The organism is Luteipulveratus halotolerans, from assembly GCF_001247745.1.
Taxonomy (GTDB): domain Bacteria; phylum Actinomycetota; class Actinomycetes; order Actinomycetales; family Dermatophilaceae; genus Luteipulveratus; species Luteipulveratus halotolerans.
This window is the reverse complement of record NZ_LAIR01000002.1, coordinates 1,125,216-1,152,131: the sequence shown is the minus strand read 5'-3', so window position 1 is coordinate 1,152,131 and position 26,916 is coordinate 1,125,216. Positions and strand designations below refer to the sequence as shown.

27 protein-coding genes are annotated in these 26,916 nt (G+C 71.1%); 16 read left to right on the top strand and 11 right to left on the bottom strand.

Annotation, left to right across the window (positions count from 1 at the left end):
* Window positions 1-14 precede the first annotated feature (14 nt).
* Window positions 15-371, top strand: coding sequence for an ArsC/Spx/MgsR family protein (locus VV01_RS06050; RefSeq protein ID WP_050669100.1), 357 nt, complete (start codon window positions 15-17; stop codon window positions 369-371).
* Window positions 372-453: 82 nt separating this feature from the next.
* Here the strand turns inward: VV01_RS06050 and miaB are convergent, their stop codons facing one another.
* A complete protein-coding gene (gene miaB, locus VV01_RS06045) occupies window positions 454-1,971 on the bottom strand; it encodes a tRNA (N6-isopentenyl adenosine(37)-C2)-methylthiotransferase MiaB (protein ID WP_050669099.1) in 1,518 nt (505 codons plus the stop codon).
* Window positions 1,972-2,063: 92 nt separating this feature from the next.
* Here miaB and VV01_RS06040 point away from each other — a divergent pair, with 92 nt between their 5' ends.
* Both VV01_RS06040 and VV01_RS06035 read left to right on the top strand, forming a co-directional pair.
* Complete coding sequence (locus VV01_RS06040) at window positions 2,064-2,417, top strand: antibiotic biosynthesis monooxygenase family protein (protein WP_050669098.1); 354 nt, start codon at window positions 2,064-2,066, stop codon at window positions 2,415-2,417.
* Window positions 2,414-2,821: a YccF domain-containing protein gene (locus VV01_RS06035; protein ID WP_050669097.1), complete on the top strand. Its 408-nt coding sequence runs from the start codon at window positions 2,414-2,416 to the stop codon at window positions 2,819-2,821. The genes VV01_RS06040 and VV01_RS06035 overlap by 4 nt, the downstream gene beginning before the upstream one ends.
* Before the next feature lie 7 nt (window positions 2,822-2,828).
* On the opposite strand, the gene VV01_RS06030 is transcribed toward VV01_RS06035, so the two are convergent.
* Both VV01_RS06030 and VV01_RS06025 read right to left on the bottom strand, forming a co-directional pair.
* The gene (locus VV01_RS06030) at window positions 2,829-3,239 is read right to left on the bottom strand and encodes a VOC family protein (RefSeq protein WP_050669096.1); all 411 of its coding nucleotides are present in this window, start codon (window positions 3,237-3,239) and stop codon (window positions 2,829-2,831) included.
* A gap of 64 nt (window positions 3,240-3,303) precedes the next feature.
* Window positions 3,304-4,074 (bottom strand): class I SAM-dependent methyltransferase, encoded by a 771-nt coding sequence (locus VV01_RS06025; protein ID WP_050669095.1) that lies wholly within the window; start codon window positions 4,072-4,074, stop codon window positions 3,304-3,306.
* 72 nt (window positions 4,075-4,146) lie between these two features.
* On the opposite strand from VV01_RS06025, the gene VV01_RS06020 reads away from it, so the two are divergent.
* Window positions 4,147-5,031: a LysR family transcriptional regulator gene (locus VV01_RS06020; RefSeq protein WP_050669094.1), complete on the top strand. Its 885-nt coding sequence runs from the start codon at window positions 4,147-4,149 to the stop codon at window positions 5,029-5,031.
* On the opposite strand, the gene VV01_RS06015 is transcribed toward VV01_RS06020, so the two are convergent.
* The 5 genes from VV01_RS06015 to VV01_RS05995 all read right to left on the bottom strand — a co-directional run bounded on the left by VV01_RS06015 (window position 5,007) and on the right by VV01_RS05995 (window position 9,433).
* Window positions 5,007-6,302 carry a DUF2786 domain-containing protein gene (locus VV01_RS06015; protein WP_050669093.1) on the bottom strand — a complete coding sequence of 432 codons (1,296 nt, stop codon included), beginning with the start codon at window positions 6,300-6,302 and terminating at the stop codon, window positions 5,007-5,009. The genes VV01_RS06020 and VV01_RS06015 overlap by 25 nt on opposite strands.
* 54 nt (window positions 6,303-6,356) lie before the next feature.
* On the bottom strand, window positions 6,357-7,073 hold the full coding sequence (locus VV01_RS24305; protein WP_231635166.1) for a regulatory protein RecX: 717 nt from the start codon (window positions 7,071-7,073) through the stop codon (window positions 6,357-6,359).
* Between the two features lie 2 nt (window positions 7,074-7,075).
* Entirely contained in the window at window positions 7,076-8,158 is a 1,083-nt protein-coding gene (gene recA, locus VV01_RS06005) for a recombinase RecA (protein WP_050669092.1), read from the bottom strand.
* Window positions 8,159-8,395: 237 nt separating this feature from the next.
* A complete protein-coding gene (locus tag VV01_RS06000; protein WP_050669091.1) occupies window positions 8,396-9,196 on the bottom strand; it encodes a transglutaminase-like domain-containing protein in 801 nt (266 codons plus the stop codon).
* Window positions 9,197-9,433 carry a DUF3046 domain-containing protein gene (locus VV01_RS05995; RefSeq protein WP_050669090.1) on the bottom strand — a complete coding sequence of 79 codons (237 nt, stop codon included), beginning with the start codon at window positions 9,431-9,433 and terminating at the stop codon, window positions 9,197-9,199.
* Between the two features lie 86 nt (window positions 9,434-9,519).
* Here VV01_RS05995 and VV01_RS05990 point away from each other — a divergent pair, with 86 nt between their 5' ends.
* The 7 genes from VV01_RS05990 (at window position 9,520) to VV01_RS05960 (ending at window position 17,776) form a co-directional block, all read left to right on the top strand.
* The gene (locus VV01_RS05990) at window positions 9,520-10,479 is read left to right on the top strand and encodes a nitrilase-related carbon-nitrogen hydrolase (protein ID WP_050669089.1); all 960 of its coding nucleotides are present in this window, start codon (window positions 9,520-9,522) and stop codon (window positions 10,477-10,479) included.
* Complete coding sequence (locus tag VV01_RS05985) at window positions 10,479-11,522, top strand: agmatine deiminase family protein (RefSeq protein ID WP_050669088.1); 1,044 nt, start codon at window positions 10,479-10,481, stop codon at window positions 11,520-11,522. Before VV01_RS05990 ends, VV01_RS05985 begins: the two co-directional genes overlap by 1 nt.
* A 64-nt stretch (window positions 11,523-11,586) precedes the next feature.
* On the top strand, window positions 11,587-12,447 hold the full coding sequence (locus VV01_RS05980; protein WP_050669087.1) for an SDR family NAD(P)-dependent oxidoreductase: 861 nt from the start codon (window positions 11,587-11,589) through the stop codon (window positions 12,445-12,447).
* Window positions 12,444-12,980: a carboxymuconolactone decarboxylase family protein gene (locus VV01_RS05975; RefSeq protein ID WP_197275003.1), complete on the top strand. Its 537-nt coding sequence runs from the start codon at window positions 12,444-12,446 to the stop codon at window positions 12,978-12,980. Before VV01_RS05980 ends, VV01_RS05975 begins: the two co-directional genes overlap by 4 nt.
* A 224-nt stretch (window positions 12,981-13,204) precedes the next feature.
* A complete protein-coding gene (locus VV01_RS05970) occupies window positions 13,205-15,280 on the top strand; it encodes a M4 family metallopeptidase (protein WP_157508761.1) in 2,076 nt (691 codons plus the stop codon).
* Between the two features lie 105 nt (window positions 15,281-15,385).
* On the top strand, window positions 15,386-16,807 hold the full coding sequence (locus VV01_RS05965; protein ID WP_050669086.1) for a M28 family metallopeptidase: 1,422 nt from the start codon (window positions 15,386-15,388) through the stop codon (window positions 16,805-16,807).
* Window positions 16,808-16,945: 138 nt separating this feature from the next.
* Window positions 16,946-17,776 (top strand): LLM class flavin-dependent oxidoreductase, encoded by an 831-nt coding sequence (locus tag VV01_RS05960; RefSeq protein ID WP_050671754.1) that lies wholly within the window; start codon window positions 16,946-16,948, stop codon window positions 17,774-17,776.
* A gap of 13 nt (window positions 17,777-17,789) precedes the next feature.
* Here VV01_RS05960 and VV01_RS05955 read toward each other — a convergent pair whose 3' ends face one another.
* On the bottom strand, window positions 17,790-18,173 hold the full coding sequence (locus VV01_RS05955) for a hypothetical protein (RefSeq protein WP_050669085.1): 384 nt from the start codon (window positions 18,171-18,173) through the stop codon (window positions 17,790-17,792).
* A gap of 9 nt (window positions 18,174-18,182) precedes the next feature.
* Complete coding sequence (locus tag VV01_RS05950) at window positions 18,183-18,773, bottom strand: protein-L-isoaspartate O-methyltransferase family protein (protein ID WP_050669084.1); 591 nt, start codon at window positions 18,771-18,773, stop codon at window positions 18,183-18,185.
* A 60-nt stretch (window positions 18,774-18,833) separates the two neighbouring features.
* On the opposite strand from VV01_RS05950, the gene VV01_RS05945 reads away from it, so the two are divergent.
* From VV01_RS05945 to VV01_RS05930, 4 genes are read left to right on the top strand one after another with little or no spacing between them, the layout of a single operon-like run.
* Window positions 18,834-23,543 (top strand): ATP-dependent helicase, encoded by a 4,710-nt coding sequence (locus VV01_RS05945; RefSeq protein ID WP_050671753.1) that lies wholly within the window; start codon window positions 18,834-18,836, stop codon window positions 23,541-23,543.
* 5 nt (window positions 23,544-23,548) lie between these two features.
* Window positions 23,549-24,118: an AAA family ATPase gene (locus tag VV01_RS05940; protein ID WP_050669083.1), complete on the top strand. Its 570-nt coding sequence runs from the start codon at window positions 23,549-23,551 to the stop codon at window positions 24,116-24,118.
* Between the two features lie 10 nt (window positions 24,119-24,128).
* Window positions 24,129-24,485 (top strand): VOC family protein, encoded by a 357-nt coding sequence (locus VV01_RS05935; RefSeq protein ID WP_157508760.1) that lies wholly within the window; start codon window positions 24,129-24,131, stop codon window positions 24,483-24,485.
* A 3-nt stretch (window positions 24,486-24,488) separates the two neighbouring features.
* Entirely contained in the window at window positions 24,489-25,325 is an 837-nt protein-coding gene (locus tag VV01_RS05930) for a DNA-formamidopyrimidine glycosylase family protein (RefSeq protein ID WP_050669081.1), read from the top strand.
* Window positions 25,326-25,328: 3 nt separating this feature from the next.
* Here VV01_RS05930 and VV01_RS05925 read toward each other — a convergent pair whose 3' ends face one another.
* Complete coding sequence (locus VV01_RS05925) at window positions 25,329-25,628, bottom strand: helix-turn-helix domain-containing protein (protein WP_050669080.1); 300 nt, start codon at window positions 25,626-25,628, stop codon at window positions 25,329-25,331.
* 369 nt (window positions 25,629-25,997) lie between these two features.
* Between VV01_RS05925 and VV01_RS05920 the strand changes: the two genes are divergently transcribed.
* Window positions 25,998-26,912, top strand: a complete 915-nt coding sequence (locus VV01_RS05920) for an SPFH domain-containing protein (RefSeq protein ID WP_050669079.1) — start codon at window positions 25,998-26,000, stop codon at window positions 26,910-26,912.
* Window positions 26,913-26,916: the final 4 nt, after the last annotated feature.

The window sequence follows — 26,916 nt, the reverse complement described above, 5'->3', positions numbered from 1 at the left end:
CTACGGTCTGGCGCATGAGTGACGTGACCCTGCTGCACAACCCGCGCTGCTCCACCTCGCGCGCGGCCCAGGACGAGATCACTGCGGCCGGCGTCGACGCCGATGTCGTGCAGTACCTCAAGGAGCCGCTCGACGCGGATCAGCTGCGCGACCTGCTCGGCAAGCTCGAGGACGAGCCGACCGACCTCGTACGCCGCGACTCCTTCTTCAAGGACCTCGGGCTGACCGACGCCGACGTCGCGTCAGCCGACCAGGTCGTGGCGGTGCTGATCGAGCACCCGCGCCTCATGCAGCGACCGGTGATCGTCAAGGGCGACCGCGCCATCATCGGCCGGCCCAAGGACCGCGTGCCTGCGTTCCTCGCCGACTGACCACCCAGGGCCTCACGTCGAGGCGAGATGTGACTTCACGAGTGCGCACAGCAGCCCATGAAGTCCCATCTCGCCTGGTGCGTCAGATGCCGCAGGCGGGCGCGCTGACCTCGGGGGTCGCCGGCTTGCCGATCGAGGGCATGCCCAGCGCGACGGCCGGCTTCCGGGAGACCCCCTCGGCAGCGTCGGCCTGCAGCGCCTCCCACGCGTCACCACCGCGCGTCCGGCGTACGGCATAGGTGCCGCCCTCGACACCGGAGTCGGCGACGAGGTGGTGCGGGGCGCCGTACGTCACGTCGACCGTCACCATGTCGCCCGGACGCGGCGTCTCGCCGCCCTCGGGCACGCTGAAGTGGACGAGCCGGTTGTCCCGCGCACGACCCGACATGCGCTGGGTGGCAGCGTCCTTGCGGCCCTCTCCCGGCGCGACCAGCACCTCGACCGTGCGGCCCTCCTGAGCGCGGTTCTCGCTCCAGGAGACCTCCTCCTGCACCTTCAGCAGCCGGTCGAAGCGGTCCTGCACCACGGCCTTGGGGATCTGGTCGGCCATCGTGGCCGCCGGCGTGCCCGGGCGGATGGAGTACTGGAAGGTGAAGGCCGACGAGAAGCGCGACTCGCGGACGACCCGCAGCGTCTCGTCGAAGTCCTCCTCGGTCTCACCCGGGAAGCCGACGATCAGGTCGGTCGTGATCGCGGCGTCGGGCATGCGCTCCCGCACCCGGTCGAGGATGCCGAGGAACTTGGCCGAGCGGTAGGACCGGCGCATGTCCTTGAGGACCTTGTCCGAGCCCGCCTGCAGCGGCATGTGCAGCGACGGCATCACGTTGGGCGTCTCGGCCATCGCATCGATCACGTCGTCGGTGAACGCCGCCGGGTGGGGGCTGGTGAAGCGCACCCGCTCCAGACCCTTGATGTCACCGCACGCGCGCAGCAGCTTGCCGAACGCCAGCCGGTCGCCGAACTCGACGCCGTAGGAGTTGACGTTCTGGCCGAGCAGCGTGATCTCGACGACTCCCTGCTCGACGAGTGCCTCGACCTCGGCGAGGATCTCGCCCGGGCGACGGTCCTTCTCCTTGCCGCGCAGGCTCGGGACGATGCAGAACGTGCACGTGTTGTTGCAGCCGACCGAGATCGACACCCAGCCGCTGTAGGCCGAGTCGCGGCGCGTCGGCAGCGTCGAGGGGAACGTCTCGAGCGACTCCAGGATCTCGACCTGCGCCTCGGCGTTGTGCCGGGCGCGCTCGAGCAGCACCGGCAGCGAGCCGACGTTGTGGGTGCCGAAGACCACGTCGACCCAGGGCGCCTTGCGGACGATCTCGCCGCGGTCCTTCTGCGCGAGACAGCCGCCGACGGCGATCTGCATGCCCGGGTTCTGCTGCTTGACCGGACGCAGGTGGCCGAGGTTGCCGTAGAGCTTGTTGTCGGCGTTCTCGCGCACGGCGCAGGTGTTGAAGACCACGACGTCGGGTGCATCAGGCCGTTCGCCGACAGCAAGGCCGTCGACGTCGACGTAGCCGGCCGACTCCAGCAGGCCGCTGATGCGCTCGGAGTCGTGGACGTTCATCTGGCACCCGTGGGTGCGCACCTCATAGGTCTTCATGGCGCCACCCAGGGTACGACGGCCGCCCACCTCTCCCCGAACTCGCGCGGCCCCGCGGCCGGCCGGCGACGGCGTACGGGAGGATCGAGCGTATGAGCATCGTGAAGATCAACGCCATCACCGTGCCCGCCGACAGCGGAGACGAGCTCGGCAAGCGGTTCGCCGCGCGTCAGGGCGCCGTCGACGACCAGCCGGGCTTCGAGGGCTTCGAGCTGCTCAAGCCGACGGATGACCGCACCACCTGGCTGGTCATCACGCGCTGGGCCGACGAGGAGTCCTTCGAGGCGTGGAAGTCGAGCCAGAGCTTCGGGCACGCCCACCGCGGTACGTCCGGCGAGGGCGAGTCGGGCTCCGGCTCCGGGGAGGCCCCGCAGCGGCCGGTCGGCATGAGCGCCGAGCTGTGGTCGTACGAGGTCGCGACGGGTTCGAGCGGCAACGCCGGATGAGGCTGCTGCTCAACCTGATCTGGTTCGTGCTCGCCGGGCTGTGGCTGGCCATCGGGTACGCCCTCGCCGGGCTGATCATGTGCGTGCTGATCGTCACGATCCCGTTCGGGGTCGCGTCGTTCCGGATCGCGTCCTACGTGCTGTGGCCGTTCGGTCGCACCATCGTCGCCAAGCCGAGTGCCGGCGCCGGCGCCGTGGTGCTCAACGTGATCTGGTTCGTGCTCGCGGGCTGGTGGCTCGCGATCGGACACATCGTGACTGCCGTCGCGCAGGCGATCACGATCGTCGGCATCCCGCTGGCGATCGCCAACATCAAGCTCATCCCGGTGACGCTGGTGCCGTTCGGGAAGGACATCGTGCCGACCGACGCGTTGCACGGTCAGCGCGCGCTGCACTCCATGTGAGGTCGCCTCACCGGATGAGGCAGAAAGGGTGGCCGGCGGGGTCGAGGTAGACCCTGAACCCACCGTCCTTCGACGGCTGGTGCTCGTGCACGCGGGCGCCGGCCGCGAGGACGGCCGGCTCGGCGGCCTCGATGTCGCCGACGGCCAGGTCGAGGTGCATCTGCTGCGGGTGCCCGCCGCCCGGCCAGGTCGGCTCGACCCAGTCCTCGATGCGCTGGAACGCCACCGCTGTGTGACCGTCGGGGTTGTCAGGGCCGATGCCGCCACCGGGCGGCTGCAGTGTCGCCCAGTCACGGTCGGCGCCGTCCTCCAGCTGCCAGCCGAGCACCTCGCCGTAGAACCCGGCGAGCTCGAGTGCGTCCGGGCAGTCGATGACGATCAGGTCCAGCTTCGGGCGTGGTCTCGTCGTGTCGGTCATGGGTCGACCGTACGACCGGTTCCGGACGTCGCGGGTCCGGAACCGGCCTTCCCTGCGGGACTGCTCAGCGCAGACCGACGACGACCCGGTCGTCACCGACCTGCCAGACCTGGCCGACCTGGGAGCAGCCCCCGTCACGCATCGCTTGCAGGTAGTCGGCGGTGGACGGGAGGTCGTGCACGTCATGAGCGAGGTCGACGCGTGCCCGAGCGTCGCGCAGCGCGGCCAGCTCGGGCGCAGCCGGCACGGCGTCCCACCAGGCCCGCCAGTCCTCGCCCTCGACGCGACCAGCGCGATCGGCCGCGCGATCGGCAAGCACGCGCGTCAGCTCGTCGAGCGAGCGCGCTCCGTCGTACAGGTGGTCTCCGTCGACCACGACTCCCCCGGGCACCAGTGCGGACGAGGCGGTCGTCAGCAGCCGCATGAGGGCGGGGCGGTCCAGCCAGTGCAGCGCCGTCGTGCTCACGAAAGCGTCCGGTGCGCGGTCGAGCTCCAGCGCATCGAGCCACCCGTCGGTGCGCAGGTCGACCCGCACGGTGCGGAACCGGTCGCCGCCGTAGGCGCGCTCGGCGAGACCCAGCAGGAGCGGGTCCATGTCAGCGCCGACCACGCGCGCTCCGGGCAGCCGCTGCAGCAACCGGGTCGCGAGCGAGCCCGGTCCGACGCCGAGGTCGACGATGAGCGGGTCCGGGCGGTCGAGGACGTGCTCGACCACGTCACAGATCACCTCGAAGCGCTCCTCGCGGTCGGTGAAGTACGTCGCCTGCTGGGCGTCCCAGCGCTGGAGCCAGGTGAGTGCCGCCTCGGGGGTCAGGGTCTGCGTGCTCGTCGTCATGGGACCAGCGTGATCGTGTGCAGCGTGACGAGGTAGCCCTGCAATCACCTGCTCCGGACATAGCCTGTGCCTATGCCAATGACACCATCGGTCGATGATCTCCGGCTCGTGCTCGCGATCGTCGAGCACGGCTCCATCGGCGCCGCTGCACGAGCCCTTCGGGTCGCTCAGCCCTCCGCGAGCCAGCGGCTGTCGTCAATCGAACGCCGTTGTGGCGCAAGGCTTTTCGAGCGAGACACGACGGGTGCTCGGCCGACTCCGGCCGGCGCAGAGCTCGGTCGCCAGGCGGCGCACATCATCGGCCACCTGGAGCGTGCGTACGCCACGGCGTCGGCCGCGTCGGAGGCTCGTCCACCCCGGGTCGGGACGTTCGTGTCGCTGTCCCCTGCCGTCTTTCCCGCCCTGGAGCGGTGCCTGGACCGCGAGGTGCTCGCTGTCGTCGACCACGGCCCGGCGCTGATCGAGCAGGTCGCCGAGGGCAGCCTCGACGCGGCGGTCGTTGCCGTCGCCGAGCAGGTGACGCTCCCCCGCCTGGTGCGCGTCCATGCGCTCGGCGAGGACACCCTGGTCACGCTCCGGCGCCGTGACGTGGCACCGCTCGGCAGGGGCAGACGGGCCCTCGCCGGGCGACGCGTCGTCTACTCGACCTACGACCGGATGGGCCCCGTGCTGCACGAGCGGCTGGAGCGCCTCAGAGCACGCCCACAGCAAGGCCCGACGCTGCCGACGACCATCGCGTACGCCCGCGCCGGCGACTGCATCGCTGTCCTGCCGCGCAGTGCCATCGCCCACCAGCTGCGGGACGACGAGGTGATCGAACCGCTGCCTGTACGCGTCACGCTGCGCCTGTCGGTCGTCACCGGCCGCGCGCCGGACCCCGATCTCGTCAGCTCGATCCCGGCGCTGCGACGCGCCCTCGGCGTCGGACGCGCTCAGCCGCGTGCGTCGAGTGCCTGACCCTCGCCGCCGAGCCGCGCCCGATCAGCCGCGCTGAGCCCGGAGTACCAGCCCTCGGCGTCCTTGGGCCGCCGTGGTCCCTTGCGCTGCACCACGGGGAACAGCTCCTCGATCGCCTCGGTCACCTCCTCGTGCCGGTGCTCCAGCACGTGGACGAGCGAGGTACCCGATCGCTCGCCGGTGCTCGCCTCGGACTCCATCGCTGCGACCTGCGCCTGCGCCGCCTCCTGCAGCCGCTCCCCGATTCGGGTGGCGTACGCCGACAGGAACGAGGACCGGAACCCTCGGGTGCGGCTGCGTCCGCGCTGGTCGGTGCGCTGTCCGGCCGCAGTCATCGCTCGCGTCGCCTGCACGAGCAGCGAGGTGTAGAGCATCTCGACGGCGTCGAGGTCGGGCGCGAAGCCGACGACCGTGCCGAAGCCGAGGTGCTGGCTCCACACCATCCGGCAGCGGTTGGCCTCGGCGACCGCAGCGAGCAGGAGGGCCTTCTGGGCGTCGTAGGGCTGGTCGACCCCGATGCGCCGACCCACCGGCCCGGAGCGCGACCGGCCGCGCTCCTCACCGGACTGCGCGAGCAGCGCGGCATCGATGCTGTGCCGGGCCATCAGCGACTGCGCCGCAGCGGTGAACGTCTCGGCCTCCGGCTCGTACGGCGTCGACTCGGCTTGCGCCAGCAGACGGCGTACGCGCTGCAGGACCCGCTCATCGACCTTCGGACGCTGCTCGTCGGTGGGAGCACCGGTGTCGGGTACGTACGCACCCGGCACCGCGGTGAGCCGCTCGATCGGCGGCAGCACCATGAGCAGGTGCAGCACGGTGAGCGTGCTCGTGAGCAGCGTCAGCCAGTCGGTGCCGCGCTCACGGTGCGCGAGCAGCAGCGGCTGCGAGCGTGACCACCACCAGCGTCCGTCGAGTGCCTTGAGCTGTGCATGCCAGGTCGGGTCGACCGTCGCCGACGCGAACCCGTCGAGGTGGCGTACGACAAGGTCGAGGGTGAGGTGCTGCTCGGCGGACGCGACTCGGCGCACCGCCATGCGGTGCACGTCGGCCGGCTGCCAGCCGTGCTCCCATGCGCGCGTGAGGTACTGGCCGAGCTGGGCGTCCAGCTCGGCGACGACGGCCCGGGCTCCGGCTGCGGTGGAGCACTGCTGGGCGAGTGCCACCGCAGCGTCGTCGAACGCGTCACCCCAGCCGCGCTCGATCGCCGTGACGCCGGCACCGATGTCGTGGCGCACGTCGTCGGCGCCTGCACCGTGGTGCTGATGACTCACAGAACCTCTCCTGCATGCGTCGTGCGTCGGCGCATGCACGATCGGTGCACGCGGTCAGTCGGGCTGGTGCTCAGGTGCGTCGGCGATGACCTCGCGGATGACCGCCCACGCCACCGATGACGAATACCCTTTGCGGGCAAGCATGCCCGCGAGCCGACGGGTCTGCACGGTCGCGTCGAGACCGTGCATCGAGCGCATCTTCTTCTCGGCCAGCGCTCGTGCTCGATCCCGCTCGCTCTCGTCGTCGATGTCGTCCAGCGTCGCCGCAGCGACCTCGTCGTCGACGCCTTTGCGTCGCAGCTCCTGGCGCAGCGCCCGACGCGCCAGACCACGTCCGGTCTGCTGGGTGCGGACGACCATCTGGGCGTAGGCCTCGTCGTCGACCAGGCCCACCTCCTCCATCCGGTCGAGGACCTGGCGTGCCACCTGCTCGTCGCAGTCCTTCTGGCGGAGCTTGTCCTCCAGCTGTTTGCGGCTGCGCGGCGCCATCGTCAGCTGTCGCAGCACGATCGCCCGCGCCACCTCGTGCGCGTCCGGCTCGGGGTCCTGACTCGCAGCGCGGGACGGGTCGTCGGGAGCCTCGGGCGCGCGCCCGGTGCGGCGCTGGGCGGCTGCGCCAGGACTCGTGCGGCGCTGCTCACGGGTGGGCCGTCGGCTGCTGGAGGGTTCGTACGACGTCGACGCGGAGGTCGCGGTGCCGTCGGCCGACCGGGCCGCTTCCTGCGCGAACGCGGGAGGCGGCCCGGCCGGACGGTCGAACGGACGATCCACGATCAGAAGGAGACCGGGACCTCAGCCGCCGGAGCCTCGGCGGGCGCCTCGGCCGGCTTGTCCAGCTGCGGGCCGACCCCGAGCTTTTCCTTGATCTTCTTCTCGATCTCGTCGGCGAGGTCGGGGTTGTCCTTGAGGAAGTTGCGGGCGTTCTCCTTGCCCTGCCCCAGCTGGTCGCCCTCGTAGGTGTACCAAGCGCCGGACTTGCGCACGAACCCGTGCTCGACGCCCATGTCGATCAGGCCGCCCTCACGGGAGATGCCCTGGCCGTAGAGGATGTCGAACTCGGCCTGCTTGAACGGCGGGGACACCTTGTTCTTGACGACCTTGACGCGGGTGCGGTTGCCGACCGGCTCCGAACCGTCCTTGAGAGTCTCGATGCGACGGACGTCGAGGCGGACCGAGGCGTAGAACTTCAGCGCCTTGCCACCCGTGGTGGTCTCGGGCGAGCCGAACATCACGCCGATCTTCTCGCGCAGCTGGTTGATGAAGATCGCCGTCGTGCCCGTGCTGTTGAGCGCGCCGGTGATCTTGCGCAGCGCCTGGCTCATGAGGCGGGCCTGCAGGCCGACGTGGCTGTCACCCATCTCGCCCTCGATCTCAGCGCGCGGCACGAGGGCTGCGACCGAGTCGATGACGATGATGTCGAGCGAGCCGGAGCGGATCAGCATGTCGGCGATCTCGAGCGCCTGCTCACCGGTGTCGGGCTGGCTGACCAGCAGGTTGTCGGTGTCGACGCCGAGCTTCTTCGCGTATTCCGGGTCGAGTGCGTGCTCGGCGTCGATGAAGGCGGCGAGCCCGCCGTTGCGCTGGGCGTTGGCGACGGCGTGCAGGGCGACCGTCGTCTTACCCGAGCTCTCCGGCCCGTAGACCTCCACGACGCGGCCACGCGGCAGACCGCCGATACCGAGCGCGACGTCGAGCGTGATGGCGCCGGTCGGGATGACCTCGATCGGCGGGCGGATGTCGTCACCGAGGCGCATCACCGCACCCTTGCCGTGCGACTTCTCGATCTGGGACAGGACGACGTCGAGCGACTTGTGCTTGTCTCCGCCGGCGGGACCGGACTTGGGTGCTGCAGCCATCTGGCTTCTCCTTCAGAACGTGGGCGGGCGCGCCTCCCGGCGACCGACCTCAGCCCACGCGTGCGATGGACCTCGGTACGAGTCAGACGCTAGGAGCCAGCACCGACAGCCGTCGCGGACGTCCGAGCACGCTGTGGACGAACGACCCGTCGAGCGGGCACCTGTGCACAACGTATCCGAACATGCGTACGAGCGGCGCGCGACCCGCCGTACGCGCGTGTCGCGAACCGCGCGACGTCAGACCATCACCACGGGCGAGGTGTGGTCGTCGGTGTGCAGGTTGCCCTCGAGCAGCGCGGTCACGCGCATGCCCCGCAGGTTGACCCGCCCGCCGAAACGCGTCATGAACGAGGTGTCGGCAGCATCGCGTCCGGTGGAGATGCGCAGCAACGACTGCCGTGGCGCCATGCCCGTGGAGTCGACCAGGTGCCAGGCGCCGTCGACGTAGGCCTCGGCGACGGCGTGGAAGTCCATCGGCACCAGGCCGGGCGCGTAGCACGCGACGATCCGGGCCGGCACCTCACGCGCACGCAGCATCGCGACGGTCAGGTGGGCGAAGTCGCGGCAGACGCCGTCGCGCGCCAGGAACGTGTCGACCGCGCTGTCGGTGACGCGCGAGGAGCCGACGACGTACGCCGTCCGCTTGCGCACCCATGCGCGTACGGCCTGGACCAGCTCCATGCCCTGCACACCCTCGAACTCCTCGCGGGCCGAGCCGAGCAGCCGGTCGGACTCGCAGTAGCGGCTCGGCAGCAGATAGGTGAGGCGATCGGCGATGTCGTCCTCGAACGGCTCGGCCTCACCCTCGACGCTCGCCTCGTAGCGGACCTCATGCTGCCCGGGCTCGACGTCGACGACGTGGCAGATGCCGTCGTGCTTGCCGACGATGGCGGTGACGTCACGAGCCTCACCCTGCGCCGTGACCGTGAACGCGTCCTCGATGCGCAGTCCCGGCCTCGGCGCCACGGCGACCTGGAGCACGAGGCGTGCCGGTGTCGTGACCTGGAGGTTGAGGACGGACGAGACGGTGCGCTTCACCTACGACTCCTTGGGGTTGTCTCGGACGGGCAGGTCGACCCCGAGGCGGCGCTCCGGGGGCACGTTCATGTCGTCGCACAACGCCTCCCAGACGTCGCGCGGCCGACGGTGCGCGGCCAGGGCCTGCTCGACCGTGAGGTCGTCGAGCGCGTGCAGCACGTGAGTGCTCGCCAGCATCCGGCTGTAGGACGCACCGAACTCGTCGTCCATCAGTCGCCAGAACTCGCTCATGCGCACACGAGACGGTCTCACACGCCGACGCTCGGCTGCACGCGGGCGCAGCCCCGCGCCGGGCTGCTGTGACGGGCGCAATACTGGCCCGCATGGAGCTCATCACCGCGCCGGCCGTCCCGACGTCCTGGGCCCGTGTCGACCAGCCCGACCACGCCCCGGTGCGTGTCGGACTCGTCCAGCACGCCTGGGACGAGGACACCGACCGTCTGCAGAAGACCCTGCTCGACGGCATCACGACCGCAGCCGAGGCCGGAGCACGCATCGTGTTCCTTCCCGAGCTGACCCTGTCGCGCTACCCCGCCGACACGCTGCCCACCGGGACGCCGTCAGACCTGGCCGAGAGCCTCGAGGACGGCCCCACGGTCGCCTTCGCCCGCGAGGCCGCTGCAGCGACCGGCGCGATGGTGCACGCGTCGCTCTACGAGAAGGCCGACCAGGACGACGGCCTCGGTTTCAACACCGCCGTGCTCGTGGCTCCTGACGGTCGGCTGATCGCCCGAACGCGCAAGACGCACATCCCCGTGACAGCCGGCTACTACGAGGACAAGTACTTCCGCCCTGGCCCGGCCGATGACGCGTATCCCGTTGTGCCGGTTGAGGACCCACAGGTCAAGCTCGGCCTCCCGACGTGCTGGGACGAGTGGTTCCCGGAGGTCGCGCGGCTGTACGCCCTCGGCGGGGCCGACGTGCTCGCCTACCCCACCGCGATCGGCTCCGAGCCCGACCACCCCGAGTTCGACACCCAGCCGCTGTGGCAGCACACGATCGTCGGCCACGCCATCGCCAACGGCCTGTTCGTGGTCGCGCCCAACCGCTACGGCACCGAGGGCCTGATCACGTTCTACGGCAGCTCGTTCATCGCCGATCCCTACGGCCGGGTGCTCGTGCAGGCACCGCGCGACCGGGCGGCCGCACTCGTCGCCGACCTCGACCTCGCACAGCGCAAGGACTGGCTCGACCTGTTCCCGTTCCTCGCGACCCGACGACCCGACTCGTACGCCGACCTCGCCGCCCCCGTACGGCCCGAGCACGAACGGCACGTCGACTGATGGCTGCCGACCCGCAGCGGTGGCGGATGCCGGCCGAGACCGCCGCGCAGACCTGCACCTGGATGGCGTGGCCGCACGCGGGCTACACGTTGGGCGACACCGACGACGAGGCGGACGCCGCACGCCGTACCTGGGCCGCTGTCGCCAACGCCGTCGTCGCCTTCCAGCCCGTGCACATGGTCGTCGACCCGTCGGCGGTCGACGACGCCCGTGCACACCTCGACCCGAAGGTCACCCTCCACGAGGCACCGCTCGACGACGCCTGGATGCGCGACATCGGTCCGTCCTTCGTGCTCGACGAGCACGGCCGGCTCGGCGCGGTCGACTGGGTCTTCAACGGGTGGGGCGCACAGTCGTGGGCGACCTGGGGCAAGGACGCCGAGATCGGTTCGTACGTCGGCGAGCTCGCCGGCGCCAGACTCATCGACTCACCGCTCGTCAACGAAGGCGGCGGCATCCACGTCGACGGCGAGGGCACGGTCCTGGTCACCGCGACCGTGCAGCTCGACCCGGGCCGCAACCCGGGCGCGAGCAGAGCCGACGTCGAGGCCGAGCTCGCCCGGACGATCGGGGCCTCCCACGTCGTCTGGCTGCCACGGGGACTCACGCGCGACTACGAGGAGTTCGGCACGCGAGGGCACGTCGACATCGTGGCGACGATGCCCTCGCCGGGAGTGGTGCTCGTGCACGACCAGGAGGACCCCGAGCACCCCGATCACGTCGTGAGCGCCGAGATCATCACGTTCCTCGAGGGTCAGGTCGATGCCGCGGGCCGGCCGTTCGAGATCGTCCGAATCCCCGCTCCCGCAACGCTTTTCGACGATGAGGGGCCGGTCGACTACAGCTACGTCAACCACCTCGTGGTCAACGGCGGCGTCGTGGCGTGCACGTTCGACGACCCGCACGACGAGCGCGCTCTCGACGTGCTCCGCCGTGTCTATCCCGGCCGCACCGTCGTCGGCGTCGACGCCCGCGAGCTCTTCGCCCGGGGCGGAGGCATCCACTGCATCACCCAGCAGCAGCCCCGGGCGACCGATCCCTGATCGACGCCGGATCGAGTGACCCGTTATCCCTACGTCGCCGTCATCACCCACCTAACGTGGACCCATGGGTGGAGCGAGCACGGTCGCCGGCAGGCGGGTCCTGATCACCGGTGCGGCACGAGGCATCGGCGCCGCCCTGGCGAAGCGGCTGCACGAGCGGGGTGCCCACGTCGCCGTGGCGGGGCTGGAGCCCGACCTCCTCGAGACCGTCGCGGCCGACGTCGACGGCCCCTGGAGCGAGTGCGACGTCTCGGACCGCGAGCAGGTCGACGCTGCCGTCGCGCAGACCGTCCGCGAGCTCGGCGGGCTCGATGTGGTCGTCGCCAACGCCGGCATCGCCAAGCAGCTGCCCATCGACGGCGGCGACCCGACCGTCATGGAGCGCACGCTGCAGGTCAACACCCTGGGCGTCTACTACACGCTGCGCGCGGCGGCACCGCACATCAGCCACCGCGAGGGCTACGCCCTGGCCACGTCGTCGTTGGCCGCAGGCGTCAATCTCCCTCTCCTGGGTGCTTATTCGGCGTCCAAGGCGGCGGTCGAGGCGATCGGCAACACGTTCCGCTGCGAGGTGCGGCCGACGGGTGCGAAGGTCGGCGTCGCCTACTTCGCCGAGCTCGACACCGACATGACCACGCGAGGCTTCGGCACCGAGTCGGCGAGCACGCTGCTCGGAGGCGGCGGCACGATCAGCGGCGTCGCCCCGCTCGGCCCGGCCATCGATGCGCTCGAGCGCGGCATCGCCCGCCGCTCTCGTCGGATCTGCTCACCGGGCTGGGTCCGGGCCGTGCTGCCTGCTCGCGAGATCGCCCAGCGCGTGGTCGAGCTCAAACCGTTGCCCCATCTGCGCGAGGCCCTGGAGCTGGCCCAACGCGAGGACGTCGACTTCACCACCGTTCAGCCGCAGCGACGGGAGCTGCGGTGACGGCCCGGATCTCTCCCGGGACGCTCCGGGAGATCGGACCGGCGGCGTACGCGATGAGCCGCGTCGCGGGACGCGTCACCCGCACGAGTCCCCCGGCGATCTTCACCACGCTGGGCCGCACCCGGCGTACGTACTGGGGATGGCTGGCCTTCGCCGCGACGCTGATGCCGTTCGGCCGACTCGCCCGCCGCGAGAGCGAGATGGTCATCCTGCGCACGGCCTACCAGCGCGACAGCGACTACGAGTGGGCCCACCACGAGCGCCTCGGCCGCCGAGCAGGCCTGAGCCGCCAGGAGATCGAGCGACTGGGGCAGGACGACCTCGGGCTCGAGTGGTCTGCGCGGGAGCACATCATCCTGCTCGCAGCGGACGAGCTGTTGAGCACGGACGACCTCGGCGACGAGACCTGGTCGATGCTGCGCGCGCATCTCGACGAGCGTGAGTGCATCGAGCTGCTGCTGCTCGTCGGCCACTACGCGATGCTCGCCACCACGCTGTCGACGCTGCGTGTCATCCCTGATACGCAGAACTGAACGTCTGCTTAACCTTCCTTGACGTTCACCGCGTGAGCGGGCCGCGTTCCTCCCAGGAACGCCATTTCTGCGACTGTGACCCGCCAGGAACCTTGCCGCCGACGAGCCCTGCGCAGGAATCTTCGGTGCGACCCGCCACGTCGTGAGCCGCACCACGGCTCGATGCGCTCCTGACGGGTCACTCCCAGCCGCTGACCCGGCGGCTCCCCCTCAGGAGGAAACCTGTGAAGCACCTCAAGCTGGTCGTCGCTGGCACGACGTTGGCCTCTGCTGTTGCACTCTGCCCCACCACGGACGCGGTCGGCTCGGTCTCGTCGGCCGTCCCCGCTGCCGCCCAGGCACGCTCAGCCGCGATCGCCTCGGCCCAGGCCGCAGCGGGCGACAACGCCCGAGCACTGGGCCTGTCCAGCGACGAGAAGCTCGTCGTCAAGGACGTCATCACCGACGCCGACGGCACGAAGCACGTCCGCTACAACCGCACGTTCAAGGGCCTGCGTGTCGTCGGCGGCGACTTCGTCAGCCACAACGACCGCTCGGGCTCGGTCAAGAGCGTGAGCTGGAACGGCGCGGGCAAGAAGGTCGCCGTCGCCACGACCCCGACGGTGTCGTCGGCCACCGCCGTCGCCAAGGGCCGCCAGAGCGCCCAGGCCGACAAGGCGTCCGTGGCCACGAGCAAGGGCGAGCTGGTCGTCTACGCCTCCGACCCCTCCGGTCCGCGTCTGGCGTACGACGTGCTCACCACCGGCGTCCGCGACAACCAGACGCCGAGCCGTCTGCACACCTACGTCGACGCCCAGAACGGCAAGGTCCTCGGCTCACGCGACGAGATCGTCGAGGGCACCGGCAACGGCGTGCACGTCGGCAGCGTCTCCCTCACCACCACGGGCAGCTCGGGCGCGTACAAGCTGCGCGACGGCGTGAACAACTACACGACCGACCTGAACGGCTCGACCAGCGGCACCGGCACCGAGTTCACCGACAGCGACGACGTGTGGGGCAACGGCTCCACCTCGAGCCGTCAGTCGGCTGCGGTCGACGCGCAGTACGGCGCGGAGAAGACGTTCAACTACTACAAGAACGTCCAGGGCCGCAACGGCATCTGGAACGACGGCCGCGGCGCACGCTCGCGCGTCCACTACGGCAGCAACTACGTCAACGCCTTCTGGGACGGCACGCAGATGACGTACGGCGACGGCTCGAGCAACAGCAACCCGCTCACCTCGATCGACGTCGCCGGCCATGAGATGAGCCACGGCGTCACCGAGAACACCGCGGGTCTGGACTACTCCGGCGACCCGGGCGGTCTCAACGAGGCGACGTCGGACATCTTCGGCACCATGGTCGAGTGGTACTCCGGCAACACCTCCGACCCCGGTGACTACCTCATCGGCGAGGAGATCAACATCAACGGCAACGGCACGCCGCTGCGCTACATGGACAAGCCCTCCAAGGACGGCGGCTCCTACGACTGCTACCGCAACATGTCCGGCGTCGACCCGCACTACTCCTCCGGCCCGCTGAACCACTGGTTCTACCTGGCCTCCGAGGGCTCGGGCGCCAAGACGATCAACGGTGTCTCCTACAACAGCCCGACCTGTGACGGCTCCACCGTGTCCGGCATCGGCCGCGACAAGGTCGCCAAGGTCTGGTATCGCACGCTGTCGACCTACCTCACGAGCAGCAGCACCTACGGCGCCGCTCGCAACGGGGCTATCAAGGCCGCCAAGGACCTGTACGGCGCGAGCTCGGCCGAGTGCGCGGGCATCGAGAAGGCGTTCACCGCCATCAGCGTCCCGGCCGGCACCGAGAAGTGCGACGGTGGCACCACGCCTCCGCCCACCGGCGACAACCTGCTGAAGAACCCGGGCTTCGAGTCCGGCGCGGTCGACTGGACCGGCACCTCCGGCCCGATCACCAACAACACCGGTCGCCCGGCCCACACCGGCTCGTGGAAGCTGTGGCTCGGCGGCAACGGTTCGTCCACGTCGGAGAACGAGTCGCAGTCGGTCACGATCCCGTCCACCGCGGCAGCCCCCAAGCTGTCGTACTGGGTCCGCACCGACACGAGTGAGTCCGGCTCCACGGCGTACGACACCGCCAAGGTCCAGGTCGTGAGCGGCACGACGACCTCGACGCTCGCGACGTACTCCAACGTCGGCACCAGCAGCACGTACAGCCAGAAGACGTTCGACCTGTCCGCCTACAAGGGCAAGACGATCACCATCAAGTTCTCGGCCACCGAGGACTCCTCGCTGCAGACGAGCTTCGTCTTCGACGACACGTCGGTGACCCTCGGCTGACCCAGCCTCATCTCAGCACGCGACCGGCCGTCGTACCTCATCGAGCAGGTACGACGGCCGGTTCGCGTACATCCCCCGAAACCCTTCTCCCTCAAGGACTTTCGCATGCGAACAACCACCCTGCGCTACGCCGCCGCTGCCGCTGTCGCGACCGCGGTCACCCTCACTCCCTCGGCCTCGGCGAGCACCCCGACGCTGGCCGACCCCGACATCTCGGTGACGAGCACGAAGGCGCACCTGGACCAGCTGCAGAGCATCGCCACGGCCAACGGCGGCAACCGCGCCACCGGCCGCCCGGGTTACAAGGCGTCCGTCGACTGGGTGAAGTCCCAGCTCGACGCGGCCGGCTATGTCACCACGGTGCAGCCGTTCTCGACCAGCTCGGGCACGTCGTACAACCTGATCGCCGAGTGGCCGCACGGCGACGCGAACCACGTCGTCATGGCCGGCGCACACCTGGACAGCGTGTCCAGCGGACCGGGCATCAACGACAACGGGTCCGCAAGCGCGGGCATCCTCGAGACCGCCCTCGCCTACGCGCGGAGCGGCGAATCCGCGAAGAACAGAGTGCGATTCGGCTTCTGGGGCGCTGAGGAGCTCGGACTGCTCGGCTCCAAGTACTACGTCAACAACCTGCCGACCGCCGAGCGCGACAAGGTCGAGGTCTACCTCAACTTCGACATGATCGCCTCGCCCAACCCCGGGTACTTCGTCTACGACGACAACCCGGCCGGCGACGGCGCGCGCGACGACCTCACCGCGTACTTCGACGGGAAGGGCATCCCGTGGGAGTACATCGACGTGCAGGGCCGTTCGGACCACGCGGCGTTCAGGTCGCTCGGCATCCCGACCGCAGGCACGTTCACCGGCGCCGAGGGCACGAAGACCAGCGCCCAGGCCAGCAAGTGGGGCGGGACGGCCGGGCGCGCCTTCGACCCCTGCTACCACTCCTCCTGCGACACCAGCGCCAACCTCGACCTCACGGCGCTCGACCGCAACATCGACGCGATCGGCCACATGATCTGGTCGTACGCCGCCAAGGACTACGGCACGACACCGCCGCCGTCCGGGGACAACCTGCTGAAGAACCCCGGCTTCGAGGCCGGCGCTGTGGACTGGACCGGCACGTCCGGCCCGATCACCAGCAGCACGAGCCGGCCGGCGCGGACCGGCAGCTGGAAGATGTGGCTCGGTGGCAACGGGTCGACCTCGGCCGAGACCGAGTCGCAGACGGTGACGATCCCCTCGACCGCGCCCGCCCCGAGGCTGTCGTACTGGCTGCGCTCCGACACGGCCGAGACCGGCAGCACGGCGTACGACACGATGAAGGTGCAGGTCGCGAGCAGCACGAGCACGACCACCCTCGCGACCCACTCCAACGTGGGCACCAGCACCGTCTACGCGCAGAAGACGCTCGACCTGTCGGCGTACAAGGGCAGGACGGTCACCGTGAAGTTCCTGATGACCGAGGACGCCTCGCTGCAGACGAGCTTCGTCGTCGACGACACCGCGGTGACGCTCGGCTGACGAACTCCGGCCGGCCGGTCGTCGAGCATGTCGCGGTACGACGACCGGCCTGGCTCGCACTGTCGCATCCGCCTCGACGCCTTCGTGGAGATGATGAGCACCCGACGACGTGTCGGGTCTGACGAAGAGGTGAGCACCATGCCCGAGACGCCGAACCCGCCGACGCGCCGACCCCTGCGATTCGGCGCGGTCGCGCCGTTCACCACCGACCTGCCGACCTGGACCGACAGCCTGCGGTCCCTGGCCGACAGCGGTTACTCGACGGTCCTGATGCCCGACACACCGCAGTGGCAGCCCGCCCCGGGGCCCGCGCTGGCCGTCGCCGGGTCGGTGACCGGCCTGCGCGTCGGCACCTGGGTCTACGCCTGCCCCGTCAGACCGCCCTGGATGACCGCATGGGAGGCGCACTCGCTGTCCGTGCTCACCGAGGGCCGCTTCGAGATGGGCATCGGCACGGGCAGACCCGGCATCGCCGACCAGCTGCGCGACCTCGGCATCCCCGTCGACTCCTCGCGCAGCCGCTCCGATCAGGTCCGCGACGTCATCGTGGCGCTGCGTGAGCTGGACGGCACCGACCGTCACACGCCGGTCGTCATGGCGGTCTCCGGACCGCGCGCCCAGGCCCTGGCCGCCGAGCTCGCGGACACGGTGACGTTCGTGATGCCCCAGCTCGAGACACGCGCCGAGACCACGCGTCGGGTGCGGCAGTTCGACAACAGCCGTGACCTCGAGCTGGCACTGCACGTGCCGGTGGTCGGCGACGGCGTCGCGCCGTTCATGGCCGGTCCCGACACCGACGCGGCCGCCGTCCGCGCGGCCGACTCGCTCGCCCACCTGCCCAGCGATCCCGCGGCTGCCACCGACGAGATCCTGCGGCGGCGAGAGGAGCTCGGGTTCTCCCACTTCGTGCTCGGGGCCGACGTCGCCGGACCGTTGGCGCAGGTCGTCGCCGACCTCGCCGGGAAGTAGTCCGGCAGGCGCACTACGCAGGTCGGTCCGGTCCGCAGGACGACGACGCCTCGATGCCGCCCATCAGGTCGTTGACGAGGTCCTGCGCGAGCGGGCCGAGGTCGCCGAGCCTTTCGTCGTCCGAACGTCCTACTCCTGCAACGGTTCTCACCGCCACGATCATGTCGTCGGGGTGCCGCGTCGTGGGCGTGTCGTCACCGAGGGCCGTCCAGTCGACCGCGTCGCGAGCGGTGCTCACGCGCTCGTACCAGTCGTCGAGCAGTCGACCCGACTCGCCGTCCGGGAGGCCTCTGGTGGTGAGCTCGACCCGACCGTCCGGCTCGATCGTGATGCGGTCGTCGAAGCCCACGATGCCGCCCGTGCGGGTGATCGTGAGCGTCAGCTGATCAGCGTCCATGGCGTATGACTACCAGTCATCACCGTCGACGACCAGCGGCACGAAGCTGTACCAGCCGTGCTCCTCGACCACCGGAGCGCCGGTCGTGCGCGTCACGCGCAGCATCCGGCCGGCGACAGGAGCGACCAGGACGCCGGCGACGACGAGCTGCTCGACCAGGGACGTCGGCATCCGGTCGGCCATCGCCGAGACGAGCACCCGGTCGTACGGCGCCTCGCCCGGCAGCCCGAGCACGTCCGGCTGGGCGCGATGGACGGTGGCCCACGGGCGACCGGCGGACGCGACCGACGAGGCCGCCCGGTCGGCGAGGGCGGAGACCCGTTCGACCCCGGTCACGCGCCCCTGCGGGCCGACGAGGTCCGCCAGGATCGCCGTCGTCCAGCCCGAGCCCGCGCCCACGTCGAGCACCCGCTGACCGGGCCGGACGTCGAGCAGCTCGAGCATGTCGAGCACCGTGCGTGGTTGCGAGCTCGTCTGCCCGCCGCCGATCGGGAGCGGACCGTCGTGGCCGGCGCGAGCGGCCTCCTCGGGCGGGAGGAAGTCGGCCCGCGGGGTGCGGCGCATCGCCTCGGCCGCGCGACGGCGTACGGCATCCGTCATCACTCCAGTATGCGCGCGGCCACTGAGCTGATGTCGTACGCCGGTGGCAGGCTGGGGCGTATGCCGCAGGACGTCCTCAGCCGGTTCTCACCGGCGACCCGTGAGTGGTTCACGGGCAGCTTCAGCGAGCCCACCGCCGCGCAGGCCGGCGCCTGGGACGCGATCAGCTCGGGACAGCACACCCTCGTCGTGGCGCCGACGGGTTCGGGCAAGACGCTGTCGGCGTTCCTGTGGGCCCTCGACCGGCTGGCTGCCGAGCCGGTCCCGGACGAGCCGCTCCAGCGCTGCCGGGTGCTCTACGTCTCGCCGATGAAGGCGCTCGCGGTCGACGTCGAGCGCAACCTGCGCTCGCCTCTCGTCGGCATCAAGCACGCCGCCACCCGGCTGGGCCTGCCCGAGCCCGATGTCACCGTGGCGGTGCGATCGGGCGACACCCCGGCCCAGGAGAGGCGGGCGTTCCAGCGGCGTCCGTCGGACGTGCTGATCACGACTCCCGAGTCGTTGTTCCTGCTGCTCACCTCGTCCGCTCGCGAGGCACTCGCCGGCGTCGAGACGGTCATCATCGACGAGGTCCACGCGGTCGCCGGCACCAAGCGCGGCGCTCACCTGGCGCTCACCCTCGAACGCCTGGATGCCTTGCTGCCCCAGGCCGCCCAGCGCATCGGGCTCTCGGCGACGGTGCGCCCGGTCGACGAGGTCGCCCGTTTCCTCGCCGGCGGTCGGCCGGTCACCACGGTGCAGCCACCGTCGCAGAAGCAGTGGGACCTCGAGGTCGTCGTCCCCGTGCCCGACATGACCGAGCTGGGTGCCGGCCCGGTCGGTGCTGACGACGACCCGCAGGAGCGGGCGTCGATCTGGCCGCACGTCGAAGAACGCATCGTCGACCTGGTCGCGCAGCACCGCTCGACGCTGGTGTTCGCCAACTCACGCCGGCTCGCCGAGCGCCTCACGGCCCGCCTCAACGAGATCTGGCAGGAGCGCCTGGAGGCCGCGGCGGGTGACGGCGAGGGTGCCGCCGAGGTCGGCGCACGGCGTACGACCACGACCCCCGCCCAGGTCATGGCCCAGTCCGGGCAGAGCCACGGCGCGTCGCCCGTCCTCGCACGCGCCCACCACGGCTCGGTCAGCAAGGAGCAGCGAGCCCAGGTCGAGGACGACCTCAAGGCGGGCCGGCTGCCGGCCGTCGTCGCCACCAGCTCGCTCGAGCTCGGCATCGACATGGGTGCGGTCGACCTGGTCATCCAGGTCGAGTCGCCGCCGAGCGTCGCGAGCGGGCTGCAGCGCGTCGGTCGCGCCGGTCACCAGGTCGGCGCGGTGTCGCGTGGCGTGCTGTTCCCGAAGTTCAGGGGCGATCTGGTGCAGACAGCGGTGGTGGTCGAGCGCATGCGCAGCGGCGGCATCGAGTCGCTGCACGTGCCCGCCAACCCCGTCGACGTGCTCGCCCAGCAGGTCGTCGCGATGTGCGCGATGGACGACTGGGCGGTCGACGAGCTCGAGCAGCTCGTACGACGGGCGACCCCGTTCGCGGGGCTGCCGCGGTCGATCCTGGAGTCGGTGCTCGACATGCTCTCGGGCCGTTATCCGAGCGACGAGTTCGCCGAGCTGAGACCCCGGCTGGTCTGGGACCGGGTCGCCGGCGTGCTGTCCGGACGACGCGGAGCGCAGTGGCTGGCCACGACGAGCGGCGGCACGATCCCCGACCGCGGGCTGTACGGCGTGTTCCTCGCAGGTGGCGACGGGCCCGGCCGGCGGGTGGGTGAGCTCGACGAGGAGATGGTCTACGAGTCGCGCGTGGGTGATGTGTTCACGCTCGGCACGACGAGCTGGCGCATCGAGGACATCACCCACGACCAGGTGCTCGTCTCACCTGCACCGGGTCAGCCCGGTCGCCTGCCGTTCTGGAAGGGCGACTCGATCGGCCGACCGGCCGAGCTCGGCAAGGCCGTCGGCGGGTTCGTCCGCGAGGTGATGGCCCTCGACGACGAGGCCGCGCGCACCCGTGTCGGTGTCGCCGGGCTCGACACCTGGGCCGGCGACAACCTGCTCGACTATCTGCGCGAGCAGCAGGAGGCCACCGGCCACGTCCCGCACGACCGGTCGATCGTGGTCGAGCGGTTCAGGGACGAGCTGGGCGACTGGCGCGTCGTCGTCCACTCACCGTTCGGGGCACAGCTGCATGCGCCGTGGGCCCTGTGCGTGGCAGCCCGGCTGCGTGAGAAGTTCGGCGTCGACGTGCAGGCGATGCACGGTGACGACGGCATCGTGTTCCGCCTGCTCGACCTCGAGGTCGAGCAGGGTGGCGATCTCAGCCGTGAGCTGATGGCCACCATCACGCTCGACCCCGACGACGTCACCGACATCGTCACCGCTGAGATCGGCGGATCCGCTTTGTTCGCAGCACGATTCAGAGAGTGCGCCGCTCGTGCGCTGCTGCTGCCGCGACGCAACCCCGGCCGTCGGCAGGCCCTGTGGCAGCAGCGCCAGCGGTCGGCCCAGCTGCTCGAGGTCGCCAGCCGCTACCCGTCGTTCCCGATCGTGCTCGAGGCGGTCCGCGAGTGCGTCCAGGACGTCTACGACGTCCCCGGCCTCGTCGACCTGATGCGCGACCTGGCCGCACGGCGCGTGCGCCTGGTCGAGGTCGAGACCACCACGCCGTCGCCGTTCGCCAAGAGCCTGCTGTTCGGCTATGTCGCCCAGTTCCTCTACGAAGGCGACTCGCCCCTGGCCGAGCGCCGTGCTGCTGCGCTCGCCCTCGACCCGTCGCTGCTCGGCGAGCTGCTGGGCCACGGCGAGGGCGCCGCCCTGCGCGACCTGCTCGACAGCGACGTCGTCCGGCGCACCGAGGCCGAGCTGCAGCGCCTGGTCGACGAACGCCGCAGCCGCGACGCCGAGGACGTCGCCGATCTGGTGCGCTGGCTCGGGCCGCTCACCCTCGAGGAGATCCGCCAACGCGCGACCGACGACGGCCGCGATCACGTCGATGCATGGGTCGATGCCCTGGTCGACGCGCGACGCCTGATCCGGGTGCGCCTCGCCCAGCGCGACTGCGTCGCCGCCGTCGAGGACGCCTCGCGGCTGCGCGACGCCCTCGGCGCCGCCCTGCCGGTCGGCGTACCAGCCGCGTTCCTCGAGCCCGTCGCTGATCCGCTCGGTGACCTGATCGCCCGATTCGCCCGTACGCGAGGGCCGTTCACGGTTCCCGAGGCCGCCGAGCGGTTCGGACTCGGGCGCGCGGTCGTCCAGGACTGCCTGCGCCGTCTTGTCTCGGCCGGCCGCGTGGTCGAGGGTGAGCTGCGCCCGGTCGACATCGGCGGTGCGCCCCACAGCACCGACTTCTGTGACGCCGAGGTGCTCCGCGTCCTCAAGCGCCGGTCGCTCGCTGCCCTGCGCGCTGAGGTCGAGCCGGTCCCCGCGGTCGACCTGGCCCGGTTCCTGCCCGCGTGGCAGGGCGTCGGGTCCGGGCAGCGCGGCGCGGATGGCCTCCTGCGAGCCGTCGAACAGCTGGCAGGAGCCCAGGTGCCGGCCAGTGCGCTCGAGACCCTCGTGCTGCCCGCCCGGGTGGTCGACTACTCCCCCGGCCTGCTCGATGAGCTGATGACCTCCGGTGAGGTCGTGTGGCAGGGGCACGCGGCCCTGCCCGGTGACGACGGCTGGGTCTCGTTGCACCCCGCCGACACCGCGCACCTCACCCTCGCCCCGCCCGACGCGACGTTCGAGCTGCAGCCCCTCCATCGCGACCTGCTCGCTGCGCTCGAGCCGGGTGGTGCGTACTTCTTCCGCGCCCTGAGCGACGCCGTCTCCTCCTCCGACGACGAGCAGCTGCTCACGGCGTTGTGGGACCTCGTCTGGAGCGGACACGTCACCGCCGACACCATCGTGCCGGTGCGCGCACTGCTGTCCGGCGGTCGCACGACGCACCGGGCCCGCCGCAGCGGTCCGCGCCGCACGCGGCACAGCGGGCGCGGCACGCTCGGCGGCCTGAGCGCGGGGCGACCGTCCGCGCCGAGTCGCAGCGGACCGCCCACCGGTGTCGGGCGCTGGGTCGCACTGCCCGCGGTCGAGTCGAGCGCGACCGTGCGTGCGCTCGCCGAGGCGGAGGTCCTGCTCGACCGGCACGGTGTGGTCACACGTGGCACGGTGGCCGCCGAAGGCGTGGCCGGCGGATTCGCGTCGGTCTACCGCGTGCTCGCCACCGCCGAGGAGTCCGGCCGCGTCCGTCGGGGCTACTTCGTCGAGGGCCTCGGTGCCTCCCAGTTCGCCGGGGCAGGTGCGGTCGACCGGTTGCGCGCACAGTCCAAACCCCTTGGCAGCACTCGCAATCCGTGGGACACCGCACCCGACCCGCGGGAGGCGGCACGGGCCGTGGTCCTCGCCGCCGCCGACCCGGCCAACCCCTACGGCGGCGCGCTCGCTTGGCCGGAGCGTCCGGTCACCGACGGGTCGGCCGACGACCCGTCTTCGGGTCGTACGGGCTCGGCCGGCCACCGCCCGGGACGCAAGGCCGGCGCGCTCGTCGTGCTCGTCGACGGCGCGCTCGTCCTCTACGTCGAGCGCGGCGGCAAGACCCTGCTCTCGTGGAGCGACGACGCCGACGACCTGGGCGCTGCCGCCGACGCGCTGGCGCTGGCCGTCCGCGAGGGCGCGCTCGGCCAGCTCACCGTCGCCAAGGCCGACGGCGATCAGCTGCTCGGCTCCACCCATCCGCTCGCGATCGCGTTGACCGACGCGGGATTCCACACCACGCCCCGGGGTCTGCGCCTGCGATCCTGACGCCCGTGACCGCCTCAACACCTCGCGTCGTCCTGGTCGTCGGTGTGCCCGGAGCCGGCAAGACCACCGTCGCGCGCGCACTGGCCCAGCACTTCGAACGCTCCGCGTGCATCGAGGGCGACCTCATCCAGCACGAGCTCACGGTCAGCGGCCTGGTGCCACCAGGTGGTGAGCCCGTCGACGAGCAGGGCCGACAGCTGCAGCTGCGGTGGCGCAACTGCGCGGACCTCGCGGACAACTTCGCCGCCGAGGGGTTCACGGTCGTGGTCGAGCACGCCGCCTCGACGCCCGACTTCATCGAGCTGTTCCGGGACCGGCTGCGCACCCGTCCGCTCTCGCTGATCGTGCTCGCGCCCCGCCACGAGGTGACCCTGGAGCGTGACGCCGGGCGCCACAAGCAGGTGGCACAGCACTTCACCTGGATGGACGCCCAGATGCGCCAGACCCTGACCGGCTGGGGCTGGTGGCTCGACAGCTCGGACCTGAGTGTGGACCAGACGGTGGCCGCCGTCCTCGAGCGTGGTCTCGAGGCCGGCGTCCTCGAGGACCCCGTCGATGTCGGTCGACGTCCCTAGGCTGCACCGCATGGCCTCGACACATCACACGATCGACTACATCGAGCTCGGTGCTCCCGACGTCGCAGCGGCCAAGGCGTTCTACGCCGCCGCCTTCGGCTGGACCTTCAACGACTACGGGCCGGAGTACGCCGGCATCCGCGCGTCCTCCGGCGACGGTGAGGTGGGCGGCCTCAACGCCGGGTGCCCGGCGACGCGTGGCGGTCCGCTCGTCCTGCTCTTCTCCGACGACCTGGCAGCGTCCGAGCAGGCCGTCCGAGACGCCGGCGGCACGGTCACGGAGGGCCCCTACGCCTACCCCGGCGGGCACCGCTTCCACTTCACCGATCCCGCCGGCAACGAGCTCGGCGTCTTCGCCACGAGCTGAGTCGTGCCCGAGGGCGATGTCGTCATCCGCACCGCACGGCGACTGCACGCCGGGCTCGTCGACGACGTCCTCGTCGTGGCCGAGCTGCGGTGGGGCGGACGCGACGGGCGCAGGCTGGTCGGCCGTCGTACGACCGAGGTCGTCAGCCGTGGCAAGCACCTGCTCCACCGCGTCGAGGGCGGGCTCACCCTGCACAGCCACCTGCGGATGGACGGCAGCTGGCGGATCTCCGACGTGCAGCGGGTCAGCGCACGGACACGGTCGTCGCCCGACCTGCGCGCCCTGCTCGCGACCGCTCGCCGAGCAGCGTTGGGCTGGCAGCTCGGCATGCTCGACGTCGTCGCGACTGCCGACGAGCACACCGTGGTCGGGCATCTCGGTCCCGACGTCCTCGGCAGCGACTGGGACGAGGACACCGCGCTGCAGCGCCTGCGCCGAGATCCGACGGTCACGGTCGGCGCGGCTCTGCTCGACCAGCGCAACCTGGCCGGTCTCGGCACGATCTTCACCAGCGAGCCGCTCTTCCTCGAACGCACCCACCCCTGGGCCTCGGTCGGCGACCTCGACGACGACCACCTGCGGCGCGTCGTACGCCGCGCCTATCGGCTCATCGGCGCGAGTGCGGCCTCCGAGCGGCCGAGCAGCACGGGCGACCCGCGTGAGCCGATGTATGTGCACGGCCGCAGCGGGCGCAGCTGTCGACGCTGCGGTCAGGGCGTGCGTGTGGCGATGATCGGCGCGGCGCCGCGGGACCGGACGATGTTCTACTGCCCACGCTGCCAGGGCGGCCTCGCACCGACCGACGACGGACGCCCGCAGCGTCCACTCGGGGTGCGGTGAGGCTCAGGCTGCGGACGAGACGACGGCGTCGGCAGGGACCACCGGCAGCCGCACGGGCTGCGACAGCGCCTCGGCGACGGCGACCTTCTCGGTGACGAGCATCAGCGTCTCGGACAGCTGCAGACCGAGCGCGGCGCAGATCGACGAGAGCAGCTCGGAAGAGGCTTCCTTCTCGCCGCGCTCGAGCTCGCTGAGGTAGCCGAGCGAGACCTTGGCGGAAGCGGACACGTCGCGCAGCGTGCGCCCCTGGGTCTGGCGCTGCTCACGGAGCACGTCGCCGAGCTCTCGACGGAGCAAGATCATGACGCCCTCCTCATGTGTGATCTCGTGTGACCACCGTACCCCGCGGAGCTGACGCAGACCGGGGCGGCGGGCACGTGAGCGACAACGTCGAGGACACCACAGGATGTTCCGGATATAAACTGATATCACTGTGATAGCACCGTCCTGAGGGGACACATGACCGACTCCCAGTACCCCGGCCCGAGCGACCAGCCGCCGCCCGCCGGTCCGCCGCGCCACCCGCTCCCGACGCCGGGCGCTGGTCCGACGGGGCCCGCAGCGCCTCCCGGCGGGCCGTACCCACCCGGCGCGCCGCGACCGTACGCAGGCCCTCACTCCGCCGGCTCCGGGCCGGTCGGGCCCGGTGGGCCGGGCGGGCCGTTCACCGACATGGCTCCGGGGCCGGCCGAGCAGCCGCCGAGCGGTCGCCCCGTCGGCCACCAGGGGATGCGGGTCGACATCGACGAGCGGCCCGCGTGGGCCATGAACGGGTTCCTCGCGCTGCTCGTGGCCCTGGCGCTCGTCGTCGGCGCACTCGCGTGCTTCGGCAGCGGCGTCCCCGCGGCGGGTGTCGCGCTGGTGGTGCTCGCATTCTTCATCGCGACGCCGCTGGTGGTCATCCAGCCCGGCCAGACGCGGGTCGTCCAGTTCTTCGGGCGCTACGTCGGCACGGTCCGGCGTACCGGTCTGACGTGGGTCATGCCGCTCACCACCCGGCGCAACGTGTCGGTGCGGGTCAACAACTTCGAGACCAACGCCTTGAAGGTCAACGACGCCGACGGCAACCCGGTCGAGATCGCCGCGATCATCGTCTGGCAGGTGGCCGACACGGCGAAGGCGACGTTCGCGGTCGAGCACTACACCGACTTCGTCCGCGTGCAGTCCGAGGCGGCGCTGCGACACGTCGCGACGACCCACCCGTACGACGACCCTGACGGCAGCGGCACGTCGTTGCGGGGCTCGACCGACGTGGTCTCCCAGGAGCTCGCGCGCGAGGTGGCTGAGCGTGTGGTGATCGCCGGCGTCGAGATCCTCGAGGTACGCATCAGCCACCTCGCGTACGCCCAGGAGATCGCCCAGGCCATGCTGCAGCGCCAGCAGGCCAGCGCGATCATCGCCGCACGCGAGCGCATCGTCGAGGGCGCGGTGAGCATGGTCGAGATGGCCATCTCGCGCCTGGAGGACGAGGACGTCGTGCGGCTCGACGAGGAGCGCAAGGCGGCGATGGTGTCCAACCTGCTCGTCGTGCTCTGCGGTGACCAGCGGGCGACACCGGTCGTCAACACCGGCAGCCTCTACACCTGAGGGA

Coding starts and splice junctions, on each gene's coding strand:
- VV01_RS06050 (WP_050669100.1), top strand. CDS start 15: ATGAGTGACGTGACCCTGCTGCACAACCCGCGCTGCTCCACCTCGCGC.
- miaB (WP_050669099.1), bottom strand. CDS start 1,971: ATGAAGACCTATGAGGTGCGCACCCACGGGTGCCAGATGAACGTCCAC.
- VV01_RS06040 (WP_050669098.1), top strand. CDS start 2,064: ATGAGCATCGTGAAGATCAACGCCATCACCGTGCCCGCCGACAGCGGA.
- VV01_RS06035 (WP_050669097.1), top strand. CDS start 2,414: ATGAGGCTGCTGCTCAACCTGATCTGGTTCGTGCTCGCCGGGCTGTGG.
- VV01_RS06030 (WP_050669096.1), bottom strand. CDS start 3,239: ATGACCGACACGACGAGACCACGCCCGAAGCTGGACCTGATCGTCATC.
- VV01_RS06025 (WP_050669095.1), bottom strand. CDS start 4,074: ATGACGACGAGCACGCAGACCCTGACCCCCGAGGCGGCACTCACCTGG.
- VV01_RS06020 (WP_050669094.1), top strand. CDS start 4,147: ATGCCAATGACACCATCGGTCGATGATCTCCGGCTCGTGCTCGCGATC.
- recA (WP_050669092.1), bottom strand. CDS start 8,158: ATGGCTGCAGCACCCAAGTCCGGTCCCGCCGGCGGAGACAAGCACAAG.
- VV01_RS05990 (WP_050669089.1), top strand. CDS start 9,520: ATGGAGCTCATCACCGCGCCGGCCGTCCCGACGTCCTGGGCCCGTGTC.
- VV01_RS05985 (WP_050669088.1), top strand. CDS start 10,479: ATGGCTGCCGACCCGCAGCGGTGGCGGATGCCGGCCGAGACCGCCGCG.
- VV01_RS05980 (WP_050669087.1), top strand. CDS start 11,587: ATGGGTGGAGCGAGCACGGTCGCCGGCAGGCGGGTCCTGATCACCGGT.
- VV01_RS05965 (WP_050669086.1), top strand. CDS start 15,386: ATGCGAACAACCACCCTGCGCTACGCCGCCGCTGCCGCTGTCGCGACC.
- VV01_RS05960 (WP_050671754.1), top strand. CDS start 16,946: ATGCCCGAGACGCCGAACCCGCCGACGCGCCGACCCCTGCGATTCGGC.
- VV01_RS05955 (WP_050669085.1), bottom strand. CDS start 18,173: ATGGACGCTGATCAGCTGACGCTCACGATCACCCGCACGGGCGGCATC.
- VV01_RS05950 (WP_050669084.1), bottom strand. CDS start 18,773: ATGACGGATGCCGTACGCCGTCGCGCGGCCGAGGCGATGCGCCGCACC.
- VV01_RS05945 (WP_050671753.1), top strand. CDS start 18,834: ATGCCGCAGGACGTCCTCAGCCGGTTCTCACCGGCGACCCGTGAGTGG.
- VV01_RS05935 (WP_157508760.1), top strand. CDS start 24,129: ATGGCCTCGACACATCACACGATCGACTACATCGAGCTCGGTGCTCCC.
- VV01_RS05925 (WP_050669080.1), bottom strand. CDS start 25,628: ATGATCTTGCTCCGTCGAGAGCTCGGCGACGTGCTCCGTGAGCAGCGC.
- VV01_RS05920 (WP_050669079.1), top strand. CDS start 25,998: ATGGCTCCGGGGCCGGCCGAGCAGCCGCCGAGCGGTCGCCCCGTCGGC.